The following is a 21,244-nucleotide window of genomic DNA, read 5'->3' as shown; positions in this document are numbered from 1 at the left end:
AAAATAGTAAAGTGAAATAAAGCGCCTGTCTCATTAGCGAAAACTAAAGGGACAGGCGTATCTGTTTATGAGCTTAATAAATTGTATGAATAATATGGTTGATCGAATAACTGTTTATCATGATGATAAATTGAGTTTTTTAAAATAATGATATATTACACCATTGTTATAGCGTTTAAGAAATCAACAACTTTACGATAAATAGTGATTGCTTCGTCATTAGGTCTACGATCAAAATCATGCTCGTTTTTATTCACGCGTTCAAATGTTGAATGTGGAACATGATTCATGATATGTTCGCTTTCCTCAACGGGAACATCATAATCGCTATTACAATGCGCAATGAAAACAGGTGGAAGTGTTTTAAGTTCATCTGGTGCAATATTATATTTTGAATCAGTATAATCAGCAATGTTAATCATATTTATCCATTTACCTGTGCCACGTGCATAAACGTAGATTAAAAAACGTTGTGCGATTTGATCTTGAACAACCGGTGTTGGTGAAGTGAGTTGTGCAATCATTGTTTCGTTTACGCTTTGAGCTATTTTTGCGTAATAACTATTAGTTGTTTTAAAAGGTTCAGTGTTGATGCGACTATAACCATAAAAATCAATAACACCATCAATATCTCTGTCTCGTGCAATTAATAGACTTAAATATGCACCTGATGATCTGCCAAAGGTAAAAATAGGGCAATTAGAATATTGTGATTGAATCGCATCGAATGATGCGTAGACATCCTCAATAATGCAATCGAGACTTACTTCTGGTAATAAACGATAACTTAGTTGAATTAAATCGTAATGTTCCGTAAGGATATCGATATACTGTGGGGATAAATCGTTAGCTTTACCGAACATTAATCCACCACCGTGGATGTAGACAATAGCGCCTTTTGTTGGTTGATTTTTTGCTTTAATAATTGTGTAAGGTAATGCAAATGCATCTTTAGTAATTACTTTATCTTTAATTTCAGTCACGATTTAATAGGCTCCTTATTTTTGATATTGATGTCATTATAACACTGTCTTAAATTTCCATGAAAAATAGTCTTAAGACGATGAGTCATGATAATTCTGTTCCAATTGACGTAAAGCGTCACGGGTATGCTTCTTTAGACCTTCCCCATAATCCATCATTTTAACAATATCTTTAAAAGCAGCATGTGGAATGGCTAAATCTTCTAAATCTGCCATAGAAAATTCAAGATTGATATCATGTGGTCGCTGTTCAGCAAGTTTATGCACAAAGTCAGGTTCTGTGACAAAAGGCGAAGACATGCCGACCATATCTGCATGTTGTAAAGCATCTAAAGCAGACTCTGGAGAATTAATCCCGCCACTTGCAATTAAAGGGATACGACCTGCTAAATGTTCATAGACAATTTGGTTAACTGGTCGACCGAAATGATCACCTGGTGTACGAGACGTATTTTGATAAATATGTCGACCCCAGCTAGCGATTGCTAAGTATTGGATGTTTGAAACGTCCATGACCCAATCGATTAATTGGTTGAACTCGTCAATGGTATATCCTAAATCACTGCCTCTGGTTTCTTCTGGCGTTGCTCGAAATCCTAAAATAAAATTGTCAGGTGCTTCTTTATCAATCACTTCTTGTACCGCACGCATAACTTCTAAACATAATCTTGCACGATTTTTTAATGAGTCGGCACCGTAATGGTCTGTACGTTTATTCGAAAAAGTTGAGAAAAATGTTTGAATCAGCAAACGTTGTGCAATCGAAATTTCCACACCATCAAAACCTGCTTTAATCGCGCGTAATGTAGCATCGCGATACTGCTGAATGATGCTATTGATTTTCTCATGAGACATGGCGATAACATCGTGTTCAATCGGTGAATGCAATGTCATAGGGCTTGGTCCATACACCTTTCCAAAATTTAAAATGGCTTGATTTGAAAAACGACCAGCATGCGCTAGCTGGATAATAGCGAGGCTACCATGTTGTTTCATCGTAGATGCCATGTTAGTTAATCCAGGGATACAAGCATCATGATCAATGTTGAACCCATATTCAAACAATTGACCATAAGGTTCAATGTAAGCAGCGCCGGTGACTTGCATACCAGCTGAATTAGAGCGACGTGCAGCATAAGCCAAGTCTGCTTTTGTAATATAGCCTTCTTTTGTTGATGCGTTTACGGTCATTGGTGATAATACAAAGCGATTCGAAATTTTGATGCCATTAGGTAAGTGGATTGATTGTAAAAGTGGTTTGTATCGGTACATACTATGATTCCTTTTCTATTCAATATTGTTTTCAAAGTACCATGGAAAGAATGAATAATCAATGATGAACAGTCTTGATAGAATAGAATTGGTACATGGAAAACATTTTTAAAATTGAACTAATGAATGGCATTTGTAGGTCTGAAAATATGAATATGAAAAAGAAAAATAAAGGCGAAAAGATATAAAAGTTAATTGAAAAACGTTATCATATACGTGGGTATATGAAGAGGGAATGGTATTAAGAACGCTAAAATGTTATGTCGGTTTGACATGACAGGATAAGTTTGGAGATGACGGATTGGTTAAATTAAGCGTATTAGACTATGCCTTAATAGATGAAGGTAAGGATGCACAAAAGGCATTGCAAGATTCAGTGACACTTGCAAAATTAGCAGATCGACTTGGCTTTAAGCGAATTTGGTTTACGGAACATCATAATGTACCAGCGTTTGCATGTAGTAGTCCAGAACTTTTGATGATGCATACATTGGCGCAGACAAATCACATACGAGTTGGCTCTGGTGGTGTGATGTTGCCGCACTATCGACCTTATAAAATTGCTGAGCATTTTAGAATGATGGCAGCGTTATATCCAAATCGTATTGATTTAGGTATTGGCAATAATCCGGGTACTACTATGGTAAAGCAAGCTTTAGATGGAATAAATCCTACATATGATAGTTACGATGAATCGATTTCGTTATTACGTGATTATCTTACAATAAAGGATAAACCAAGTGCGCATACGTTAGGTGTCCAACCACACATTGATCATTTTCCAGAAATGTGGTTATTAAGTAGTAGCGCAACATCTGCCAAAATAGCTGCCGAACTAGGTATAGGGCTTTCTGTTGGCACATTTTTGCTACCAGATATAAATGCGATACATGCAGCGAAGGATAACATTGATATTTACAAAAAACATTTCCAAGCATCAACGATTAAAATGGACGCAAAGGTGATGGCATCTGTATTTGTCATTGTAGCTGATAATGAAGCGGAAGTAGCAGCATTGCAACATGCCTTAGATGTTTGGTTATTAGGTAAATTACAATTTGCAGAATTTGAACATTTTCCATCGGTAGACACAGCGCAAAAGTATAAGCTTAATGATCGAGACAAAGAGATGATTCAAGCACATCAAGCACGCATCATTGCAGGTACACAAGAACAGGTTAGAGCACAATTAGATGATTTCATTGCTACGTTTGAAGTTGATGAGGTGTTAGTAGCACCGCTTATTCCAGGCATTGAACAGCGTTGTAAAACATTAAAATTACTCGCGGAAATCTATTTGTAGCATTTTAAATAGAAGAGAAAGGATGAAGATAAGATGAAAAAGTTAGCTAATTATTTATGGGTAGAAAAAGTAGGAGATTTGTATGTGTTTAGTATGACACCTGAATTGCAAGATGATATTGGGACAGTAGGTTATGTTGAATTCGTAAGTCCAGATGAAGTTAAAGTGGATGATGAAATTGTGAGTATCGAAGCATCGAAAACGGTCATTGATGTGCAAACGCCATTGTCAGGAACGATTATTGAGCGAAATACAAAAGCGGAAGAAGAACCGACAATTTTAAACTCTGAAAAACCAGAAGAAAATTGGTTGTTCAAATTGGATGATGTCGATAAAGAAGCATTCCTAGCATTACCGGAGGCTTAAATGGAAACGTTAAAATCAAATAAAGCGAGACTTGAATATTTAATCAATGATATGCGTCGAGAGAGAAATGACAATGACGTATTGGTAATGCCATCTTCATTTGAAGATTTGTGGGAATTATATCGAGGCTTAGCAAATGTCAGACCGGCATTACCTGTAAGTGATGAATATTTAGCTGTACAAGATGCTATGTTAAGTGATTTGAATCGTCAACATGTTACGGATTTGAAGGATTTGAAGCCGATAAAAGGTGACAATATCTTTGTTTGGCAAGGTGATATCACGACGTTAAAAATCGATGCTATTGTTAATGCTGCAAATAGTCGTTTTCTAGGATGTATGCAAGCTAATCATGACTGCATTGATAATATTATTCATACAAAAGCGGGTGTTCAAGTTCGACTTGATTGTGCAGAGATCATTCGACAACAAGGGCGCAATGAAGGTGTAGGTAAAGCCAAAATAACACGTGGATATAATTTGCCAGCAAAGTATATAATTCATACGGTTGGTCCGCAAATACGTCGATTGCCTGTTTCAAAGATGAATCAGGACTTGTTAGCTAAATGTTATCTTAGCTGTCTTAAATTGGCTGATCAACATAGTTTAAATCATGTCGCTTTTTGCTGTATATCTACAGGTGTATTTGCTTTTCCTCAAGATGAAGCAGCAGAAATTGCTGTTCGAACAGTAGAAAGCTATCTCAAAGAAACAAATTCAACATTGAAAGTCGTGTTCAATGTATTTACAGATAAGGATTTACAACTGTATAAGGAGGCATTGAACCGTGATGCAGAGTAGTAAATGGAATGCAATGTCTCTTTTAATGGATGAAAAGACAAAGCAGGCTGAAGTATTGCGTACTGCGATTGATGAAGCAGATGCGATAGTGATTGGAATTGGTGCAGGCATGTCTGCATCTGACGGATTTACATATGTTGGAGAGCGTTTTACGGAAAATTTCCCAGATTTTATTGAAAAATATCGCTTCTTTGATATGTTGCAAGCGAGTTTACATCCTTATGGCAGTTGGCAAGAATATTGGGCATTTGAGAGTCGTTTTATTACATTAAACTATTTAGATCAACCTGTAGGTCAGTCTTACCTCGCTTTAAAATCCTTGGTGGAAGGTAAACAGTACCACATTATAACTACGAATGCAGATAATGCTTTCGATGTAGCTGATTATGATATGACGCATGTATTTCATATACAAGGGGAGTATATACTGCAACAGTGTAGTCAGCATTGTCATGCTCAAACGTATCGCAATGATGATTTAATTCGTAAAATGGTTGTTGCGCAACAAGATATGCTTATACCTTGGGAGATGATTCCAAGATGTCCAAAATGTGATGCCCCAATGGAAGTGAATAAACGTAAAGCGGAAGTTGGGATGGTTGAAGATGCTGAATTTCATGCGCAACTACATCGTTATAATGCTTTTCTAGAGCAACATCAAGATGATAAAGTGTTGTATTTGGAAATTGGAATTGGTTATACTACACCACAATTTGTGAAGCATCCTTTTCAGCGTATGACACGTAAAAATGAAAATGCACTTTATATGACGATGAATAAAAAGGCATATCGCATTCCGAATTCAATTCAAGAACGTACCATACATTTGACTGATGATATCTCAACATTGATTACAACAGCACTCCGGAACGATAGCACAACGAAAAATAACAACATTGGAGAGACAGAAGATGTACTTAATAGAACCGATTAGGAATGGAGAATATATTACTGATGGTGCGATTGCACTCGCTATGCAAGTTTATGTTAACCAGCATATCTTTTTAGATGAAGATATTTTATTCCCTTATTATTGTGATCCAAAAGTGGAAATTGGACGTTTTCAAAATACTGCTATAGAAGTGAATCAAGATTATATAGATAAACACAGTATTCAAGTAGTTCGCCGAGATACTGGTGGTGGCGCTGTGTATGTTGATAAAGGTGCCGTTAATATGTGTTGTATTTTAGAACAAGACACTTCAATTTATGGTGATTTTCAACGATTTTATCAACCAGCTATAAAGGCATTGCATACATTAGGTGCAACAGATGTGATACAAAGCGGTAGAAATGATTTAACATTGAACGGCAAAAAAGTGTCAGGCGCCGCAATGACATTAATGAACAATCGTATTTATGGCGGTTATTCGCTATTACTTGATGTTAATTATGAAGCAATGGATAAAGTGTTAAAGCCTAATCGCAAAAAGATTGCATCGAAAGGGATTAAATCTGTGCGTGCACGTGTTGGTCATCTTAGAGAAGCACTGGATGAAAAGTATCGTGATATAACAATTGAAGAATTTAAAAATTTAATGGTGACGCAGATTTTGGGAATCGATGACATTAAAGAGGCAAAACGATACGAATTATCTGATGCGGATTGGGAAGCGATTGATGAATTAGCTGATAAAAAGTATAAAAATTGGGATTGGAATTATGGTAAGTCACCTAAATATGAATATAATCGAAGTGAAAGATTATCATCAGGTACTGTAGATATTACCATTTCTGTTGAACAAAATCGTATCGCAGATTGTCGTATTTATGGGGATTTCTTTGGACAAGGTGATATAAAAGATGTGGAAGAAGCATTACAAGGAACAAAAATGACAAGAGAAGATTTAATGCATCAGTTAAAGCAATTAGACATCGTTTATTATTTTGGTAATGTTACGGTAGAATCATTGGTTGAGATGATTTTAAGTTAATATTGTTTAGGCGTTAATGTCACACCCTCAATGAATATGTGTATTTGCTTTTAAAATGGTGACTATGTAGTTATGTAATTTGATCATACGATTGAAAATGAATTTAGTTAATTAGCAAAGACATCATATTTATAGCGTTTGTGTTTATTAGTGATTGGGTATTTGAAAATGGTTAATGATAGTTTTTAAAGGAATAAATTCATTTTCATTTATATAAGTAAGATTAAATACTAGCTACTAAAGTCTATTTATATACGTCAAAATATAATGACTGCTATAATGAGTAATCAATAGACACAAAGAGGAGATTATGTGATGAATAATAAAGTATTAGTAACCGGTGGTACAGGGTTTGTTGGCATGCGAATTATTTCACGATTATTAGAACAAGGTTATGAGGTACAAACGACGATACGTGATTTAAGTAAAGCTGATAAAGTAATTAAAACAATGCAAGACAATGGCATTTCCACAGAGCGATTAATGTTTGTCGAAGCGGATTTATCACAAGATGAACATTGGGATGAAGCAATGAAAGATTGTAAATATGTCTTGAGTGTAGCATCTCCGGTGTTTTTCGGTAAAACAGACGATGCAGAAGTGATGGCGAAGCCTGCCATTGAAGGCATACAACGTATTTTAAGAGCTGCAGAACATGCTGGCGTGAAGCGTGTGGTGATGACTGCAAACTTTGGTGCAGTTGGTTTTAGCAATAAAGATAAAAATTCAATCACAAATGAAAGTCATTGGACAAATGAAGATGAACCAGGCTTATCAGTATATGAAAAATCAAAATTGTTAGCTGAAAAGGCAGCGTGGGATTTTGTTGAGAATGAAAATACAACAGTAGAATTTGCCACAATCAATCCAGTTGCAATTTTTGGGCCATCATTAGATGCACACGTTTCAGGAAGCTTTCATTTATTAGAAAATTTATTGAATGGTTCAATGAAACGTGTACCGCAAATTCCATTGAATGTTGTTGATGTGAGAGACGTAGCTGAACTACACATTTTGGCAATGACAAATGAACAGGCTAATGGCAAGCGATTTATTGCTACAGCTGATGGACAAATTAATTTGTTGGAAATTGCAAAATTAATTAAAGAAAAGAGACCTGAAATAGCTCAAAAAGTTTCTACTAAAAAATTACCAGACTTTGTTTTGAGTCTAGGTGCTAAATTTAATCATCAAGCTAAAGAAGGTAAACTTTTATTAGATATGAATCGAAATGTAAGTAACGAACGTGCAAAAATACTTCTTGGTTGGGAACCGATTGCGACACAAAAAGAAGCAATTTTAGCAGCTGTCGATAGTATGGCTAAGTATCATTTAATATAATACAAAACACCGTCCATAAGTAAGTGGCTTTCCTCTTGATAAAAGAGGCATTCACTCAATATGTGACGGTGTTTTATATATTTACGTTAACACTATTGCTGTGGCTTTTGACGGCCTTTTAATAAAATTGCTGTCGCACCTACGATAATAATAAATAGAATCGCACCAAATAATCCCATATATTTTACTGCGTTACCGAACACGATACCGACAGCTAAAAAGTCTGTATCTGAGAATGTTGTTGCAGCACCACCTAATTCGCCTAAAAATGGCAAGAATAATAATGGTAAAAACGTGATTAGGACACCATTTAGAGCGGCGCCAGCAACAGCACCTTTAATACCGCCTCTTGCATTACCGAATACAGCAGCCGTTGCACCTAAGAAGAAGTGTGCAACTACGCCAGGTAAAATGACGACGCCACCAAATAAGAATAAGATAAACATACCGATGACACCTGTAATAAAGCTGACAAAGAATCCAATTAATACTGCATTTTGTGCATAAGGGAACACAATAGGGCAGTCTAATGCAGGTTTAGAATTTGGTACAAGCTTTTCAGAAATCCCTTTAAATGCTGGGACGATTTCAGCTAAGATTAAGCGAACGCCCGTTAAAATAATAAATACACCAGCAGCAAATGTCACACCTTGAATTAATGAAAAAACAATAAAGTTTTGACCATTACTAATAGATTCGTGTACATAACTAACGCCTGCAAATAAGCATGCGATGAAGTAAAGTAATGCCATCGTAATCGAGATACTAATTGTACTTTCTCGTAAGAAACTTAAGCCTTTTGGAAATTTAATCTCTTCCGTTGATTTAGACTTACCTTTGAATAATTGACCTACAGCACCTGCGGCAAAGTAACTGATTGAGCCAAAATGACCTAAAGCTACTTGATCATTCCCTGTAATTTTTCGCATCGTAGGTTGGAGTAATGCAGGTAAGACTGCCATGATTAATCCTAATACGAGTGCGCCGATAACAATCGTTAGCCAGCCTTTAATATGACTGACTGTTAAAATGATTGCTAAAAACGCAGCCATGTAAAATGTATGATGACCTGTTAAAAAGATATATTTTAAATTAGTGAAGCGGGCAATTAAAATATTAACAATCATGCCACAGACCATGATGAGTGCAGCTGTTGTACCAAAATCTTTTAAGGCTAGTGAGACGATAGCTTCGTTGTTAGGTACGATACCTTGCACACCGAATGCGTGTTGGAATATTTTGCCGAATGGCTCAAGAGATCGAACGACGACATCAGCACCTGCACTTAAAATTAAGAAGCCTAATATCGTTTTAATGGTTCCTGAAGTGATCGTTGCGGCAGGTTTTTTCTGAACGATTAAACCTATAAAGGCAATCAGTGCAACAAGAATGGCTGGTTGACTTAAAATATCGACTATAAAATTAAGGATTGCTTGCATAGGTCGTACCTCCTTTAAATCATGTTAAGTTGTTGTAATTTTTCTGAGAGCTTTTGTTGTAATTCAGCTTTGTCTAAAATATTATCAAGAACTAAGACATCCCCTAGACGTTCGGCATTTTCAGCTAAATCTCTACCACAAATAAACAAGTCAGCCATCTCTGGACTTGCTGTCATAATGTCACTATGTTCAACTTCGATATCAGATGGTGCATTAAGTTGCCTAAGTGCTTCTTGTGCGTTCATTTCTACCATAAAACTACTTCCTAAACCGTGGCCACATACTACTAAAATTTTCATATTAATCATGCTCCTTTAAAATGTTTTTAATGTCTTGTGCGTTTGTTGCAGTTAATAGTTGCTGGACTGTTTGGTTATCGCCCAGTACGGTTGCTAAATTTTGTAATACAGATAAGTGTGAATGATTGTCGATGGCACTCAATACAAAAATGAGTGATGCGTAGTGATTTTCATCACAGAATGCCACATGTTGGTTCAACTTTAATAGACTTAAACCAACTTGATGTACGTCATTGTTCGGTCTTGCATGTGCAATTGCAATTTCAGGTGCGATAACGATATAAGGTCCAAGTTCATTAACGCTATCAATCATTGCTTGAACATAGCCTTGTTCAATAATTTGTTCTTGTAGTAATGGCTGAGAAGCTATAGTTATAGCTTCAGTCCAATCATTTACTTGTTCTTTTACAATGATGCGTGTTGTTGACAAAATGTCTAATGACACGTTATTAAGCCTCCTTTGTCATAGTTAAAGCAATGTGTTGTTTAATTTTAAAAATATTCCCATCTAAGAAATCTTGTCGATATAAGTCGCTGCTTAAGCATTCGCTTAACTGTCCCAATGCCTTTAAATGTGCATTGGGGTGGTCCGTTGCTAATGTAATTACAAGGTGAACGGGATCGTTAGCTTTACTACCAAAGATAATCCCTTCAGTGAAATATGTTAGTGCGAAACCTACACCATTCTGTACATAATCAGTACCAGCGTGAATACGTGCAATATGTGGACTAATGACCATATATGACCCGAATTGTTCAAATTGTTTTAAAATTGCAGCTGTATAATTTGAATAGACAATGCCATCATTGATTAAAGGTTGCACAGCCACTGCAATTGCGGATTCAATTGATAATGGTTGTTTATTTATAATGATGCGATGTTCAGGCAATAAATCTGCGAGTGACTTGCCATCAGTTGCCATTTTCATGACTCGTTGTTCTCTTGAGTCATTGATAATTTGATTCAATTTTTGACGAGATTGTTGATTGATAAATGGATCGACATGAATAACTGGTACAGCTGATATTTCACAAGGTACTGTTGAAATGACATAATCAATGTTATCTTGCAATAATCGACTTTCTTCCAATTGATAAATGGAATAGGCATCCCAAATGTGAAACTCAGGATACAGGTGATTTAGTTTTGATTTTAAAAGTTGTGACGTGCCTATACCAGAACCACATAGTAAGACAACCTTAATCATTGATTGTTTATGTGTTGCAACACGCTCTATACTTGATGCGAAGTGAATTGTAATGTATGTTAATTCATCTTCGTTGAAGCGAATAGCAGCATCTTGTTCAATTGGACTAATATGCTTGCTAACGGCTTCAATGATTTGAGGATAGCGACGCATAACTTCTTGCCTCAAAGGATTAGGTTGTAGCATATCGTATTTAATACGATGTATAGCTGGTTTGATATGTGTGATCAGACTGGTATGTAACTTGTTATCTTTTGACATATCAATGCCTAATTCTTGGCTAACACAAGTAATCAATTCATGTATATTTTGCGATAAATCATGGTATTCAAAGGTAATTGAAGATGCTGTATGTTCAGTCATTTTAGAGCCTAGTAAATGTAACGTGATAAAGATAATTTCAGACTCTGGAAATGTGACATTACAACTGCGTTCTAAGTTTTCTATCATTTTTGAAGCAATAGCATACTGACTAGTATGTCGCCATTTATCAATTTCATTGATAGGTATATCGAACGAAAAATTTTCATTTAGACGCTGAATGGCAATGAGTATATGATAGATTAAGCCATCGATAGCCGACTGAACTAAATGATAATTTTCACTATTTAATGTCTTAATAATGGCACGGCGAACCAATGCGATTGATTCTGAATTAAAGATATCCGCCTCTATAAAAGGTGCAGCTTGTTTCATATATTGATGTATAAAGTGTGCATACGCTTTACGATAGTGATCTTCCTCACCAATAATATTGAATCCTTTATTGTGGACATAATTTAACTTTAAATGGTATTGATCTAGTTGGGCCTGTATCATTTTAATATCATCTGCAATTGTCCGACGCGAAACATTAACATCTTGCGCAAGTTGCTTTGTTGAAACAGGATCGGTTGTTTCGAATAACTTTAAAGCGATATGTGTGAGTCGTTCATCTTTTGAAAAATGAATTTGATTTGTTAGATTGTGCTCTAATTCATTTAATAGTGTCGCGTGAGCTGTTGTTACTTTGATGCCTGCAGCTTTATTACGGCTGACTTGGTAATGATAAGTTTCAGCATATTGCTCAATATATGCTATATCATATTGAATGGTACGAGGTGATACACCAAGTTGATTAGCAATGGTATTGATTGGAATAAACGTTTGCTCATGAATTAAAAGATACAAAATTTCGATTTGTCTATAACTTAACAACGTAATATCCTCCTATTTGTAATTGTAAGCGATTTCTTAAAAACGTAGATATGCAATCTCTTTCATATTTTAATCCGAAAAATTGCATATCAAAATGTTTATGGCGCAAGATTTTATAGGAACTTTTAAAATAAATTAGATATTCATGTTGACAATTTAAAAATGTCGCAGTATATTTAGTTAGACATCTAACGAAATGGTGGTGCAATAAATGGAATTCACTTATTCGTATTTATTTAGAATGATTAGTCATGAGATGAAACAAAAGGCTGATCAAAAGTTAGAGCAATTTGATATTACAAATGAGCAAGGTCATACGTTAGGTTATCTTTATGCACATCAACAAGATGGACTGACACAAAATGATATTGCTAAAGCATTACAACGAACAGGTCCAACTGTCAGTAATTTATTAAGAAACCTTGAACGTAAAAAGCTGATCTATCGCTATGTCGATGCACAAGATACGAGAAGAAAGAATATAGGACTGACTACCTCTGGGATTAAACTTGTAGAAGCATTCACTTCGATATTTGATGAAATGGAGCAAACACTCGTATCGCAGTTATCTGAAGAAGAAAATGAACAAATGAAAGCAAACTTAACTAAAATGTTATCTAGTTTACAATAAATGGTAAGTGTGACTGGTAGAAATCAGTCACTTTATCTTTAATATTATAGTTAGATATCTAATTATTAGTAAGCTAATTATTGAAAAAGACAAGGAGTATTGAACAATGAAAGACGAACAATTATATTATTTTGAGAAATCGCCAGTATTTAAAGCGATGATGCATTTCTCATTGCCAATGATGATAGGGACTTTATTAAGCGTTATTTATGGCATATTAAATATTTACTTTATAGGATTTTTAGAAGATAGCCACATGATTTCTGCTATCTCACTAACACTGCCAGTATTTGCTATCTTAATGGGGTTGGGTAATTTATTTGGCGTTGGTGCAGGAACTTATATTTCACGCTTATTAGGTGCGAAAGACTATAGTAAGAGTAAATTTGTAAGTAGTTTCTCTATTTATGGTGGTATTGCACTAGGACTTATCGTGATTTTAGTTGCTTTACCATTCAGTGATCAAATCGCAGCAATTTTAGGAGCGAGAGGTGAAACGTTAGCTTTAACAAGTAATTATTTGAAAGTAATGTTTTTAAGTGCACCTTTTGTAATTTTGTTCTTCATATTAGAACAATTTGCACGTGCAATTGGGGCACCAATGGTTTCTATGATTGGTATGTTAGCTAGTGTAGGCTTAAATATTATTTTAGATCCAATTTTAATTTTTGGTTTTGATTTAAACGTTGTTGGTGCAGCTTTGGGTACTGCAATCAGTAATGTTGCTGCTGCTCTGTTCTTTATCGTTTATTTTATGAAAAATAGTGACGTTGTGTCAGTTAATATTAAACTTGCGAAACCTAATAAAGAAATGCTTTCTGAAATCTTTAAAATCGGTATTCCTGCATTTTTAATGAGTATCTTAATGGGATTCACAGGATTAGTTTTAAATTTATTTTTAGCACATTATGGAAACTTCGCGATTGCAAGTTATGGTATCTCATTTAGACTTGTGCAATTTCCAGAACTTATTATCATGGGATTATGTGAAGGTGTTGTACCATTAATTGCATATAACTTTATGGCAAATAAAGGCCGTATGAAAGACGTTATCAAAGCAGTTATCATGTCTATCGGCGTTATCTTTGTTGTATGTATGAGTGCTGTATTTACAATTGGACATCATATGGTCGGACTATTTACTACTGATCAAGCCATTGTTGAGATGGCGACATTTATTTTGAAAGTAACAATGGCATCATTATTATTAAATGGTATAGGTTTCTTGTTTACTGGTATGCTTCAAGCGACTGGGCAAGGTCGTGGTGCTACAATTATGGCCATTTTACAAGGTGCAATTATCATTCCAGTATTATTTATTATGAATGCTTTGTTTGGACTAACAGGTGTCATTTGGTCATTATTAATTGCTGAGTCACTTTGTGCTTTAGCAGCAATGTTAATCGTCTATTTATTACGTGATCGTTTGACAGTTGATACATCTGAATTAATAGAAGGTTAAATATTTCGTCCACTTCTGGCTGAGTATATTTCGGTCGGAAGTGTATTTTTCGAAAAAAATAAATATATGATACGATTATGAAAAAATAAAGTGAGATTGGCATATGTGTAAATCTAAAATACTGTTGAAAAATATTTTTAGTGAAGAATCAGAAGTTAAAGATTTAACTGAAGAAAAATATAATCAAGATTACGAAGCATTAACATTTAGCTTTAAAGAGGAAACATATCAAAGTAGGTTAGCTAAGAAAACACCGACTAAATCGGGATATTTCGTGACATGTTGGACAAAAGACGAAGATAATTATAATCGGCCATACAAAATTGAAGAGTTTGCTGATTACCTGATTGTTGCTGTTATCGATGATGAATTAAATGGCTACTTTCTATTTCCTAGGGAATTATTGGTAGAAAAAGGTATCTTAGCTTCATCTAAGTATCAAGGGAAAATGGCTTTTAGAGTTTATCCTAAGTGGTGTAATCAATTGAATAAAACAGCAGGGCAAACACAAAAGTGGCAATGTAAATATTTTTTTGAATACTAATAAAAAGTCATATGGTTGAACTTATAAGAGATGAATATATCATCTTTCGATAAGATAACCATATGACTTTATTTTTTATCATTTAATGATGAACGGTTTCTTGTCCTACTTTATTCCAAGTGAGGATAAAGCTCAACATTGCAAACACACTGATTGCTGTTAATAAAATAAAACCGACATCCCATCCGAATTTATCAACTACAGCACCTAAGACGATATTGGCCATTACAGCACCAAACAGATAACCAAATAATCCTGTTAATCCAGCTGCTGTGCCAGCTGCTTTTTTAGGTACATAATCTAATGCTTGTAAACCAATTAACATAACTGGTCCATATATTAAGAAACCAATGGCAATTAATGAGACATTGTCTAACCAAGCATTGCCTGGAGGATTTAACCAATAAATTAATACAAATACTGTGACACCTAACATAAAGAAGAAACCTGCAGGTCCACGACGACCTTTGAATAATTTATCAGAAATGTAACCACATAATAATGTACCAGGAATTCCAGCCCATTCGTATAAGAAGTATGCCCAACCTGATGCTTTTAAGTCGAAATGTTTTTCTTCACTTAAGTAGACTGGCGCCCAATCAAGTACACCATAACGCACGAAATAAACAAATATATTTGCAAAGGCAATTGCCCATACCCATTTATTGTTTAGTACATATTTAAATAAAATTTCTTTTGTAGTTAATTCTGTTTCTAATGTTTTCTTATCGCTTGTAGCAAAGTCATTTTTATAAATTTCGATTGGAGGTAAACCTTGAGATTGAGGTGTGTCTCTAATCAATACGTATGAAATTGCTGCAATGATAAGTGCTAAGAGTGCAGGGTAAATGAATACACCTTCGAAACCTTTTAAATAACCAAAGTTGATAAATGCTGTTGTTGTAATACCCCAAGCAGCAATAGGTGCCATAATACCTCCACCAACATTATGCGCAACGTTCCAAAGGGCAGTCTTACTTCCGCGTTCACTTACACTAAACCAGTGAACGAGAACACGGCCTGAAGGTGGCCAGCCCATACCTTGAAACCATCCATTTAAGAATAATAGGACAAACATAATACCGATACCTGATGTAAAGAACGGTACAAATCCCATTAACAAATTGACGATAGCAGTGAGTGCTAATCCAAGAACTAAGAATATCCGAGCATTGCTCCGATCACTTACAGTACCCATAAAGAACTTACTAAATCCATATGCGATGGAAACAGCAGAAAGTGCAAAACCTAGTTCCGCTTTTGTAAAACCTTGCTCTTGCAATGCCGGCATCGCTAACGAAAAGTTTTTACGTAATAAATAGTACCCAGCGTAACCGATGAAAATACCAAGAAATACTTGGAGACGTAATCGTTTATAGGTATCATCTATCTGATTTTCTGGCAAAGGCTTAATATGCTTTGCAGGTTTAAGAAAATTCATAAAATCCTCCTTAATATGTATTTATATGCATTTTGTGCGATAAACTTATATTAGACATGTATGAAAGCGTTGTCAATATACTTTTGTGAAATCTTGCATATTTAGTTATTGAAGTATTTTATAAACATTTAGAAAAAATAAATTGCTACACATAAATTTATAATTATGCAATTATTATGTCGTTATACATACTAGCTGTGTATCTACGAATGAGTACAAACATATTTTTATTTGCAGAAAAGGGGTAAATGGCATATAACTATCTTTTTTATGTAAGCTGGTATAAAATTTATACTAATAGGAGGGATAGTATGAATATAGTAGGGCATCATCACATATCCATGTATACAAAAGATGCAAAACGTAATAAGGATTTTTACACAAATGTCCTTGGATTACGATTAGTTGAAAAGTCGGTTAATCAAGACAATCCTTCAATGTATCATTTGTTTTATGGGGACGAAGTAGGTACAGCCGGAACAATTTTAAGCTTTTTTGAAATTCCCAATGCGGGTCATAAGCAGCCAGGCACTGAAACGATTTATCGATTTTCTTTATTAGTACCAAATCAAGCGGCACTTCATTATTTTGAAAAACGCCTTGATAATAATGGTATTACGTCTGAACGTTTGTACTATCTTGGACAAGAAGGTGTTGTCTTTAAAGATGAAGACGACTTAGAAATCATATTGCTTGTTAATGATAGTTTTGAAGTACCACATCAATGGCAACATAACGTTTATAGTGAAATACCTCAAGCATATCAAATTTTAGGAATAGGGCCAGTCGAATTAAGAGTTAGAAATGCAGCGCGTACGGTAGAATTTTTGGAAAATGTCTTAGGTTATCGCAAAAGAGATAATAAATCATTCGATGTGCTGACATTAGCACCACAAGGTTTATATTCGGATTTTGTAGTTATTGAGCAACAGGGACAACGTGAAAGACCTGGACGAGGTTATATCCATCATATTGCAGTTAATACACCACTAATGAGTGATTTAGATGCAATTTACAAGAAATTACAACAACAACCACAAAGTAATTCAGGTATAATTGATCGCTATTTCTTTAAATCATTATACTATCGCCATAATTCAATTATGTATGAATTTGCGACTGAAGCGCCTGGATTTACTATTGATACACCTGTTGAACAATTAGGAAGTCAATTGAACTTGCCTGACTTTTTAGAAGCAGAACGTGAACAAATTGAAAGTAAGTTACACGAAATATAAAGGAGAATGTTTAATGGCCAAATTAGAAATGAATAAAAATACGCCTCTTGAGTTTGGTTTGTATTCCTTAGGTGATCATTTATTGAATCCATTGAAAGGTGAAAAAGTTAGTTATGAGCAACGTATTAATGAAATTATTGAAGCAAGTAAATTAGCAGATGAAGCAGGTATTGATGTTTTTGCAGTTGGTGAAAGTCATCAGGAGCATTTTACAACACAGGCACATACGGTTGTGTTAGGTGCAATTGCCCAAGCGACAAAGCATATTAAAGTTTCAAGTTCTTCAACGATTATTAGTGCAACAGATCCTGTAAGAGCATTTGAAGACTTCGCAACATTAGATTTGATTTCTCATGGTAGAGCCGAAATTGTGGCTGGTAGAGCATCAAGAACAGGTATTTTTGACTTGTTTGGCTATGATTTAAAAGACTATGATGAATTGTTTGAAGAAAAATTAGGTTTACTTTTAGAGTTAAATAAAACTGAGCGTATTACTTGGTCTGGAAAATATCGTCCAGAACTTAGAAATATGAAAATATTCCCAAGACCAATCGATAATACATTGCCAATATGGCGTGCTGTTGGTGGTCCACCTGCAAGTGCTATCAAAGCGGGAAAACAAGGTGTGCCAATGATGATTACAACCCTTGGTGGCCCAGCAATGAACTTTAAAGGTTCTATAGATGCTTATCGTCAAGCAGCAACTGAAGCAGGTTTCGATGTTTCGTCTAAGTCTTTACCAGTAAGTACAGCGAGTCTGTTTTATACAGCTGAAACAACTCAGGATGCTATGAGAGAATTTTATCCACATTTGAATACAGGGATGTCATTTATTCGTGGCGTTGGTTATCCAAAACAGCAATTTGCTAATTCGTCAGATTATCGAGAAGCGCTAATGGTTGGAAGTCCGCAACAAATTATTGAAAAGATATTGTATCAACACGAGTTGTATGGTCATCAACGTTTTATGGCACAGCTTGATTTTGGCGGTGTGCCATTTGAAAATGTTATGAAGAATATTGAGTTAATTGGCAACGAAATTATACCGGCGATTAAAAAGCATTTATCAAAATAGGAGGGGCGTCATCATGAATATTGTATTATTGTCAGGTTCCACAGTAGGTTCTAAAACGAGAATTGCTATGGATGATTTAAAAAATGAACTAGAAGTCATCAATGAGGGACATCAAATAGAGTTGATGGATTTACGAGAACTTGAATTAGAATTTAGCGTTGGAAAGAATTATCTAGATACTACAGGAGATGTATATAAATTAACGACGTCGTTAATGCAGGCTGATGTGATTTTTATTGGTTTTCCAATTTTTCAAGCTTCCATCCCTGGTGCTTTGAAAAATGTATTTGATTTGCTTCCGGTCAATGCGTTTCGTGACAAGGTAATAGGACTTGTAGCGACAGCAGGTTCTAGTAAACATTATTTAATTCCTGAAATGCATTTAAAACCAATATTGAGTTACATGAAAGCACATACGATGCAAACGTATGTATTTATTGAAGAGAAAGATTTTTCAAATCAACAAATTGTCAATGATGATGTTGTATTTCGTTTAAAAGCGTTGGCACAATCCACAATGCGAACTGCCAAAGTACAACAACAAGTGTTTGAAGAAGAAAACAACCAATACGACTTTTAAAGTATAAAAATAAGACGCTCGGCACACTAAATTTGTAAGTGTTTGAGCGTCTTTTCATATTAACTATATAGCCAATGAACGACGATAAAGGCAAGTGATGACAAGCATATTGAGGTAATAATGATTGTCATAAGCGGTTTAAGTGCGCGATTTTTAAGATCTTTAAATGCCACATTTAACCCTAAAGCAACCATGGCCATTAATAAGCAAATTGTTGATACAGTATTTAAAATATTTAGCAATGCTGACGGAATAGTTACATATGTATTCACTAATGCCATAATGACAAATCCAATTAAAAAGTATGGAATGCTTATTCGACCTTTGCTAGATGATTCTGATGAACGGAAACGCATAATTAAAATAAGTACGATGGTTAATGGAATCAGTAAGAATACTCTGCCAAGTTTGCCCAGCAGTGCAATTTTAAGTGCATCACTACCACCAAAGCCGCCAGCTAAGACAACATGCGCAATTTCATGAAGACTAACGCCGGACCAAGCGCCATAGACAGTTGTCGTCATTGAAAAGATAGCATAGATAGCTGTATATATAAGTGAAAATATCGTACCAATCAATGCGATGATACCGATACTAATAGCTGTATCCTTTTCACGTGATTTGAATATTGGAGCTACTGCAGCAATAGCGGCAGCACCACAAACGCCTGTACCTACACCTAGTAATAATGCGATGTTTTTGTCACCATGTAACAGTTTGTTGACAAAGAGCATCATTACAATACTAAAAATAACGACACCTACATCGATGGCTAATAGTCTACTACCTTGACCGATAATATCGAATATATTGAGTTTAAGTCCATATAGGATGATTGCAAATCTTAATAAATATTTAGATGAAAACGTAATACCTGAGCTATATTGCTCAGGATATCCTCTAAAGTGACGATATAGAATAGCGATTAATATCGCGATAGTTAATGCGCCAACCTTATCTAAGATTGGCAATTTAGCTGCTAAAAAGCTAAATAATGCGACTATAAATGTTAATGATAGTCCAATCATAAAATGCTTGTTTTTCAATGATGCCATGAGCAGTGCCTCCTTTAATAGCATTTTAGCACTGTTTTGTCGTATTTTTAAATATAAATTTGGAATGAATAATAAAGTAGTGATTAAATTAAGTTGTGTGATAGGTATCAAGGACATCAACCAAAGTAATAGGCACTACAACGCTTATTGGCGGGGTCCCAACAAAGAAGCTGACGAAAAGTCAGCTTACAATAATGTGCAAGTTGGGGATGGGCCCCAACATAGAGAAATTGGGTCCGTAATTTCTACAGACAATGCAAGTTGGCGGGGCCCCAACATAGAGAATTTCGAAAAGAAATTCTACAAGCAATGCAAGTTGGCGGGGCCCCAACAAAGAGAATTTCGAAAAGAAATTCTACAAGCAATGCAAGTTGGGGAAGGACAACAAATTTAAGATACAAGGCGTAATATTAATATGTTATTATTATGATAATTTACAGAATTATATGAAAAATGAATGAGGATGTGATGGTATGTTTGGAATGAAAGTGAATGAACAAATAACATTAAAAATTTTAGAAGCTCATGACACAGAAGCGCTTTTCAATTTAGTCAATCGTTCAAGAAATTCACTTAGGGAATGGTTACCTTGGGTAGATGCAACTGAGCAACCATCAGATACGCGTGCATTTATTAAAAGAGGACTTTTGCAATTTGCTGATGGTAATGGATTTCAGTGTGGCATTTGGTATGAAGGAACGTTAGTTGGTGTCATCGGTTTACATGAAATTAATCACATTCACAGAAAAACTTCATTAGGATATTATTTAGATAAACAATTTGAGTGTCATGGGATTATGACACAAGCAGTTGAGGCATTGATAAAGTATTGTTTCGAAGAGCTTGACTTAAACCGAATTGAGATTAGTGCCGCAGTTAATAATGAAAAAAGCCGAGCTATTCCTGAAAGGCTGGGATTTACTAGAGAAGGTATGTTACGTGACAATGAATTACTAAATGGTATTTATTCATCGAGTTACATCTATAGTTTATTAAAATCAGAATACGACCAAAAATGACAAATTAGACTTACAAAAGAGTGATGACATTTAAAATGGCAGCGCTCTTTTATTTA

22 protein-coding genes are annotated in these 21,244 nt (G+C 35.0%); 14 read left to right on the top strand and 8 right to left on the bottom strand.

The features are described from left to right. Positions 1 to 155 precede the first annotated feature (155 nt). Together IDG64_RS02480 and IDG64_RS02475 are read right to left on the bottom strand one after the other, a co-directional pair. The gene (locus IDG64_RS02480) at positions 156 to 983 is read right to left on the bottom strand and encodes an alpha/beta hydrolase (protein ID WP_000136016.1); all 828 of its coding nucleotides are present in this window, start codon (positions 981 to 983) and stop codon (positions 156 to 158) included. Positions 984 to 1,055: 72 nt separating this feature from the next. Next, entirely contained in the window at positions 1,056 to 2,255 is a 1,200-nt protein-coding gene (locus tag IDG64_RS02475) for an NADH-dependent flavin oxidoreductase (RefSeq protein WP_000286465.1), read from the bottom strand. A gap of 95 nt (positions 2,256 to 2,350) precedes the next feature. On the opposite strand from IDG64_RS02475, the gene IDG64_RS02470 reads away from it, so the two are divergent. The 7 genes from IDG64_RS02470 to IDG64_RS02440 all read left to right on the top strand — a co-directional run bounded on the left by IDG64_RS02470 (position 2,351) and on the right by IDG64_RS02440 (position 8,000). After that, a complete protein-coding gene (locus IDG64_RS02470; protein ID WP_001802007.1) occupies positions 2,351 to 2,443 on the top strand; it encodes a hypothetical protein in 93 nt (30 codons plus the stop codon). A 113-nt stretch (positions 2,444 to 2,556) separates the two neighbouring features. After that, positions 2,557 to 3,558 carry an LLM class flavin-dependent oxidoreductase gene (locus tag IDG64_RS02465; RefSeq protein ID WP_000240062.1) on the top strand — a complete coding sequence of 334 codons (1,002 nt, stop codon included), beginning with the start codon at positions 2,557 to 2,559 and terminating at the stop codon, positions 3,556 to 3,558. Between the two features lie 33 nt (positions 3,559 to 3,591). After that, positions 3,592 to 3,924: a glycine cleavage system H family protein gene (locus tag IDG64_RS02460; protein WP_000731878.1), complete on the top strand. Its 333-nt coding sequence runs from the start codon at positions 3,592 to 3,594 to the stop codon at positions 3,922 to 3,924. Then, entirely contained in the window at positions 3,925 to 4,725 is an 801-nt protein-coding gene (locus IDG64_RS02455; RefSeq protein WP_000449077.1) for a protein-ADP-ribose hydrolase, read from the top strand. Then, positions 4,715 to 5,659: an SIR2 family NAD-dependent protein deacylase gene (locus IDG64_RS02450; RefSeq protein WP_001191955.1), complete on the top strand. Its 945-nt coding sequence runs from the start codon at positions 4,715 to 4,717 to the stop codon at positions 5,657 to 5,659. Before IDG64_RS02455 ends, IDG64_RS02450 begins: the two co-directional genes overlap by 11 nt. Next, on the top strand, positions 5,637 to 6,659 hold the full coding sequence (gene lplA / locus IDG64_RS02445) for a lipoate--protein ligase (protein ID WP_000280795.1): 1,023 nt from the start codon (positions 5,637 to 5,639) through the stop codon (positions 6,657 to 6,659). The genes IDG64_RS02450 and lplA overlap by 23 nt, the downstream gene beginning before the upstream one ends. Positions 6,660 to 6,974: 315 nt before the next feature. Then, positions 6,975 to 8,000 (top strand): SDR family oxidoreductase, encoded by a 1,026-nt coding sequence (locus IDG64_RS02440; RefSeq protein ID WP_001060936.1) that lies wholly within the window; start codon positions 6,975 to 6,977, stop codon positions 7,998 to 8,000. A gap of 92 nt (positions 8,001 to 8,092) precedes the next feature. Here the strand turns inward: IDG64_RS02440 and IDG64_RS02435 are convergent, their stop codons facing one another. Genes IDG64_RS02435 through IDG64_RS02420 form a run of 4 tightly spaced genes read right to left on the bottom strand, consistent with a single transcriptional unit; the run spans position 8,093 to position 12,143 of the window. Next, a complete protein-coding gene (locus IDG64_RS02435; RefSeq protein ID WP_001147984.1) occupies positions 8,093 to 9,439 on the bottom strand; it encodes a PTS ascorbate transporter subunit IIC in 1,347 nt (448 codons plus the stop codon). Between the two features lie 14 nt (positions 9,440 to 9,453). After that, on the bottom strand, positions 9,454 to 9,738 hold the full coding sequence (locus tag IDG64_RS02430) for a PTS sugar transporter subunit IIB (RefSeq protein WP_000699538.1): 285 nt from the start codon (positions 9,736 to 9,738) through the stop codon (positions 9,454 to 9,456). A 1-nt stretch (position 9,739) separates the two neighbouring features. Then, a complete protein-coding gene (locus IDG64_RS02425; protein WP_000050769.1) occupies positions 9,740 to 10,183 on the bottom strand; it encodes a PTS sugar transporter subunit IIA in 444 nt (147 codons plus the stop codon). Positions 10,184 to 10,187: 4 nt separating this feature from the next. Continuing rightward, a complete protein-coding gene (locus tag IDG64_RS02420) occupies positions 10,188 to 12,143 on the bottom strand; it encodes a BglG family transcription antiterminator (protein ID WP_000954265.1) in 1,956 nt (651 codons plus the stop codon). A gap of 211 nt (positions 12,144 to 12,354) precedes the next feature. Here IDG64_RS02420 and mepR point away from each other — a divergent pair, with 211 nt between their 5' ends. The 3 genes from mepR (at position 12,355) to IDG64_RS02405 (ending at position 14,780) form a co-directional block, all read left to right on the top strand. After that, positions 12,355 to 12,774: a multidrug efflux transporter transcriptional repressor MepR gene (gene mepR / locus IDG64_RS02415; RefSeq protein WP_000397416.1), complete on the top strand. Its 420-nt coding sequence runs from the start codon at positions 12,355 to 12,357 to the stop codon at positions 12,772 to 12,774. Positions 12,775 to 12,880: 106 nt separating this feature from the next. Continuing rightward, positions 12,881 to 14,236 (top strand): multidrug efflux MATE transporter MepA, encoded by a 1,356-nt coding sequence (gene mepA, locus IDG64_RS02410; protein WP_000651048.1) that lies wholly within the window; start codon positions 12,881 to 12,883, stop codon positions 14,234 to 14,236. Positions 14,237 to 14,339: 103 nt separating this feature from the next. After that, a complete protein-coding gene (locus tag IDG64_RS02405) occupies positions 14,340 to 14,780 on the top strand; it encodes a MepB family protein (RefSeq protein WP_000335332.1) in 441 nt (146 codons plus the stop codon). Positions 14,781 to 14,862: 82 nt separating this feature from the next. Here IDG64_RS02405 and glpT read toward each other — a convergent pair whose 3' ends face one another. Continuing rightward, positions 14,863 to 16,221, bottom strand: coding sequence for a glycerol-3-phosphate transporter (gene glpT / locus IDG64_RS02400; protein ID WP_001010111.1), 1,359 nt, complete (start codon positions 16,219 to 16,221; stop codon positions 14,863 to 14,865). Between the two features lie 311 nt (positions 16,222 to 16,532). Between glpT and IDG64_RS02395 the strand changes: the two genes are divergently transcribed. From IDG64_RS02395 to IDG64_RS02385, 3 genes are read left to right on the top strand one after another with little or no spacing between them, the layout of a single operon-like run. Then, entirely contained in the window at positions 16,533 to 17,459 is a 927-nt protein-coding gene (locus IDG64_RS02395; protein WP_001028206.1) for a VOC family protein, read from the top strand. A gap of 13 nt (positions 17,460 to 17,472) precedes the next feature. Then, positions 17,473 to 18,534, top strand: coding sequence for an LLM class flavin-dependent oxidoreductase (locus IDG64_RS02390; RefSeq protein WP_001096115.1), 1,062 nt, complete (start codon positions 17,473 to 17,475; stop codon positions 18,532 to 18,534). A gap of 13 nt (positions 18,535 to 18,547) precedes the next feature. After that, complete coding sequence (locus tag IDG64_RS02385) at positions 18,548 to 19,114, top strand: NADPH-dependent FMN reductase (RefSeq protein WP_001028431.1); 567 nt, start codon at positions 18,548 to 18,550, stop codon at positions 19,112 to 19,114. Between the two features lie 59 nt (positions 19,115 to 19,173). Here IDG64_RS02385 and IDG64_RS02380 read toward each other — a convergent pair whose 3' ends face one another. After that, positions 19,174 to 20,169 carry a YeiH family protein gene (locus tag IDG64_RS02380; protein ID WP_000157639.1) on the bottom strand — a complete coding sequence of 332 codons (996 nt, stop codon included), beginning with the start codon at positions 20,167 to 20,169 and terminating at the stop codon, positions 19,174 to 19,176. 473 nt (positions 20,170 to 20,642) lie between these two features. Here IDG64_RS02380 and IDG64_RS02375 point away from each other — a divergent pair, with 473 nt between their 5' ends. Next, on the top strand, positions 20,643 to 21,188 hold the full coding sequence (locus IDG64_RS02375; RefSeq protein WP_000467650.1) for a GNAT family N-acetyltransferase: 546 nt from the start codon (positions 20,643 to 20,645) through the stop codon (positions 21,186 to 21,188). Positions 21,189 to 21,244 lie beyond the last annotated feature (56 nt).

This window comes from Staphylococcus sp. EG-SA-15, assembly GCF_017151895.1.
GTDB lineage: Bacteria > Bacillota > Bacilli > Staphylococcales > Staphylococcaceae > Staphylococcus > Staphylococcus aureus.
This window is presented reverse-complemented; position numbering and strand designations above follow the sequence as displayed.

Excerpts from the sequence above, each read along its gene's own strand:
- glpT (WP_001010111.1), bottom strand. The coding sequence starts at position 16,221 with ATGAATTTTCTTAAACCTGCAAAGCATATTAAGCCTTTGCCAGAAAAT.
- IDG64_RS02460 (WP_000731878.1), top strand. The coding sequence starts at position 3,592 with ATGAAAAAGTTAGCTAATTATTTATGGGTAGAAAAAGTAGGAGATTTG.
- mepA (WP_000651048.1), top strand. The coding sequence starts at position 12,881 with ATGAAAGACGAACAATTATATTATTTTGAGAAATCGCCAGTATTTAAA.
- IDG64_RS02455 (WP_000449077.1), top strand. The coding sequence starts at position 3,925 with ATGGAAACGTTAAAATCAAATAAAGCGAGACTTGAATATTTAATCAAT.
- IDG64_RS02390 (WP_001096115.1), top strand. The coding sequence starts at position 17,473 with ATGGCCAAATTAGAAATGAATAAAAATACGCCTCTTGAGTTTGGTTTG.
- IDG64_RS02385 (WP_001028431.1), top strand. The coding sequence starts at position 18,548 with ATGAATATTGTATTATTGTCAGGTTCCACAGTAGGTTCTAAAACGAGA.
- mepR (WP_000397416.1), top strand. The coding sequence starts at position 12,355 with ATGGAATTCACTTATTCGTATTTATTTAGAATGATTAGTCATGAGATG.
- IDG64_RS02395 (WP_001028206.1), top strand. The coding sequence starts at position 16,533 with ATGAATATAGTAGGGCATCATCACATATCCATGTATACAAAAGATGCA.
- IDG64_RS02470 (WP_001802007.1), top strand. The coding sequence starts at position 2,351 with ATGGAAAACATTTTTAAAATTGAACTAATGAATGGCATTTGTAGGTCT.
- IDG64_RS02440 (WP_001060936.1), top strand. The coding sequence starts at position 6,975 with ATGAATAATAAAGTATTAGTAACCGGTGGTACAGGGTTTGTTGGCATG.
- IDG64_RS02405 (WP_000335332.1), top strand. The coding sequence starts at position 14,340 with ATGTGTAAATCTAAAATACTGTTGAAAAATATTTTTAGTGAAGAATCA.
- IDG64_RS02430 (WP_000699538.1), bottom strand. The coding sequence starts at position 9,738 with ATGAAAATTTTAGTAGTATGTGGCCACGGTTTAGGAAGTAGTTTTATG.
- IDG64_RS02375 (WP_000467650.1), top strand. The coding sequence starts at position 20,643 with ATGTTTGGAATGAAAGTGAATGAACAAATAACATTAAAAATTTTAGAA.
- IDG64_RS02380 (WP_000157639.1), bottom strand. The coding sequence starts at position 20,169 with ATGGCATCATTGAAAAACAAGCATTTTATGATTGGACTATCATTAACA.
- IDG64_RS02435 (WP_001147984.1), bottom strand. The coding sequence starts at position 9,439 with ATGCAAGCAATCCTTAATTTTATAGTCGATATTTTAAGTCAACCAGCC.
- IDG64_RS02475 (WP_000286465.1), bottom strand. The coding sequence starts at position 2,255 with ATGTACCGATACAAACCACTTTTACAATCAATCCACTTACCTAATGGC.
- lplA (WP_000280795.1), top strand. The coding sequence starts at position 5,637 with ATGTACTTAATAGAACCGATTAGGAATGGAGAATATATTACTGATGGT.
- IDG64_RS02450 (WP_001191955.1), top strand. The coding sequence starts at position 4,715 with ATGCAGAGTAGTAAATGGAATGCAATGTCTCTTTTAATGGATGAAAAG.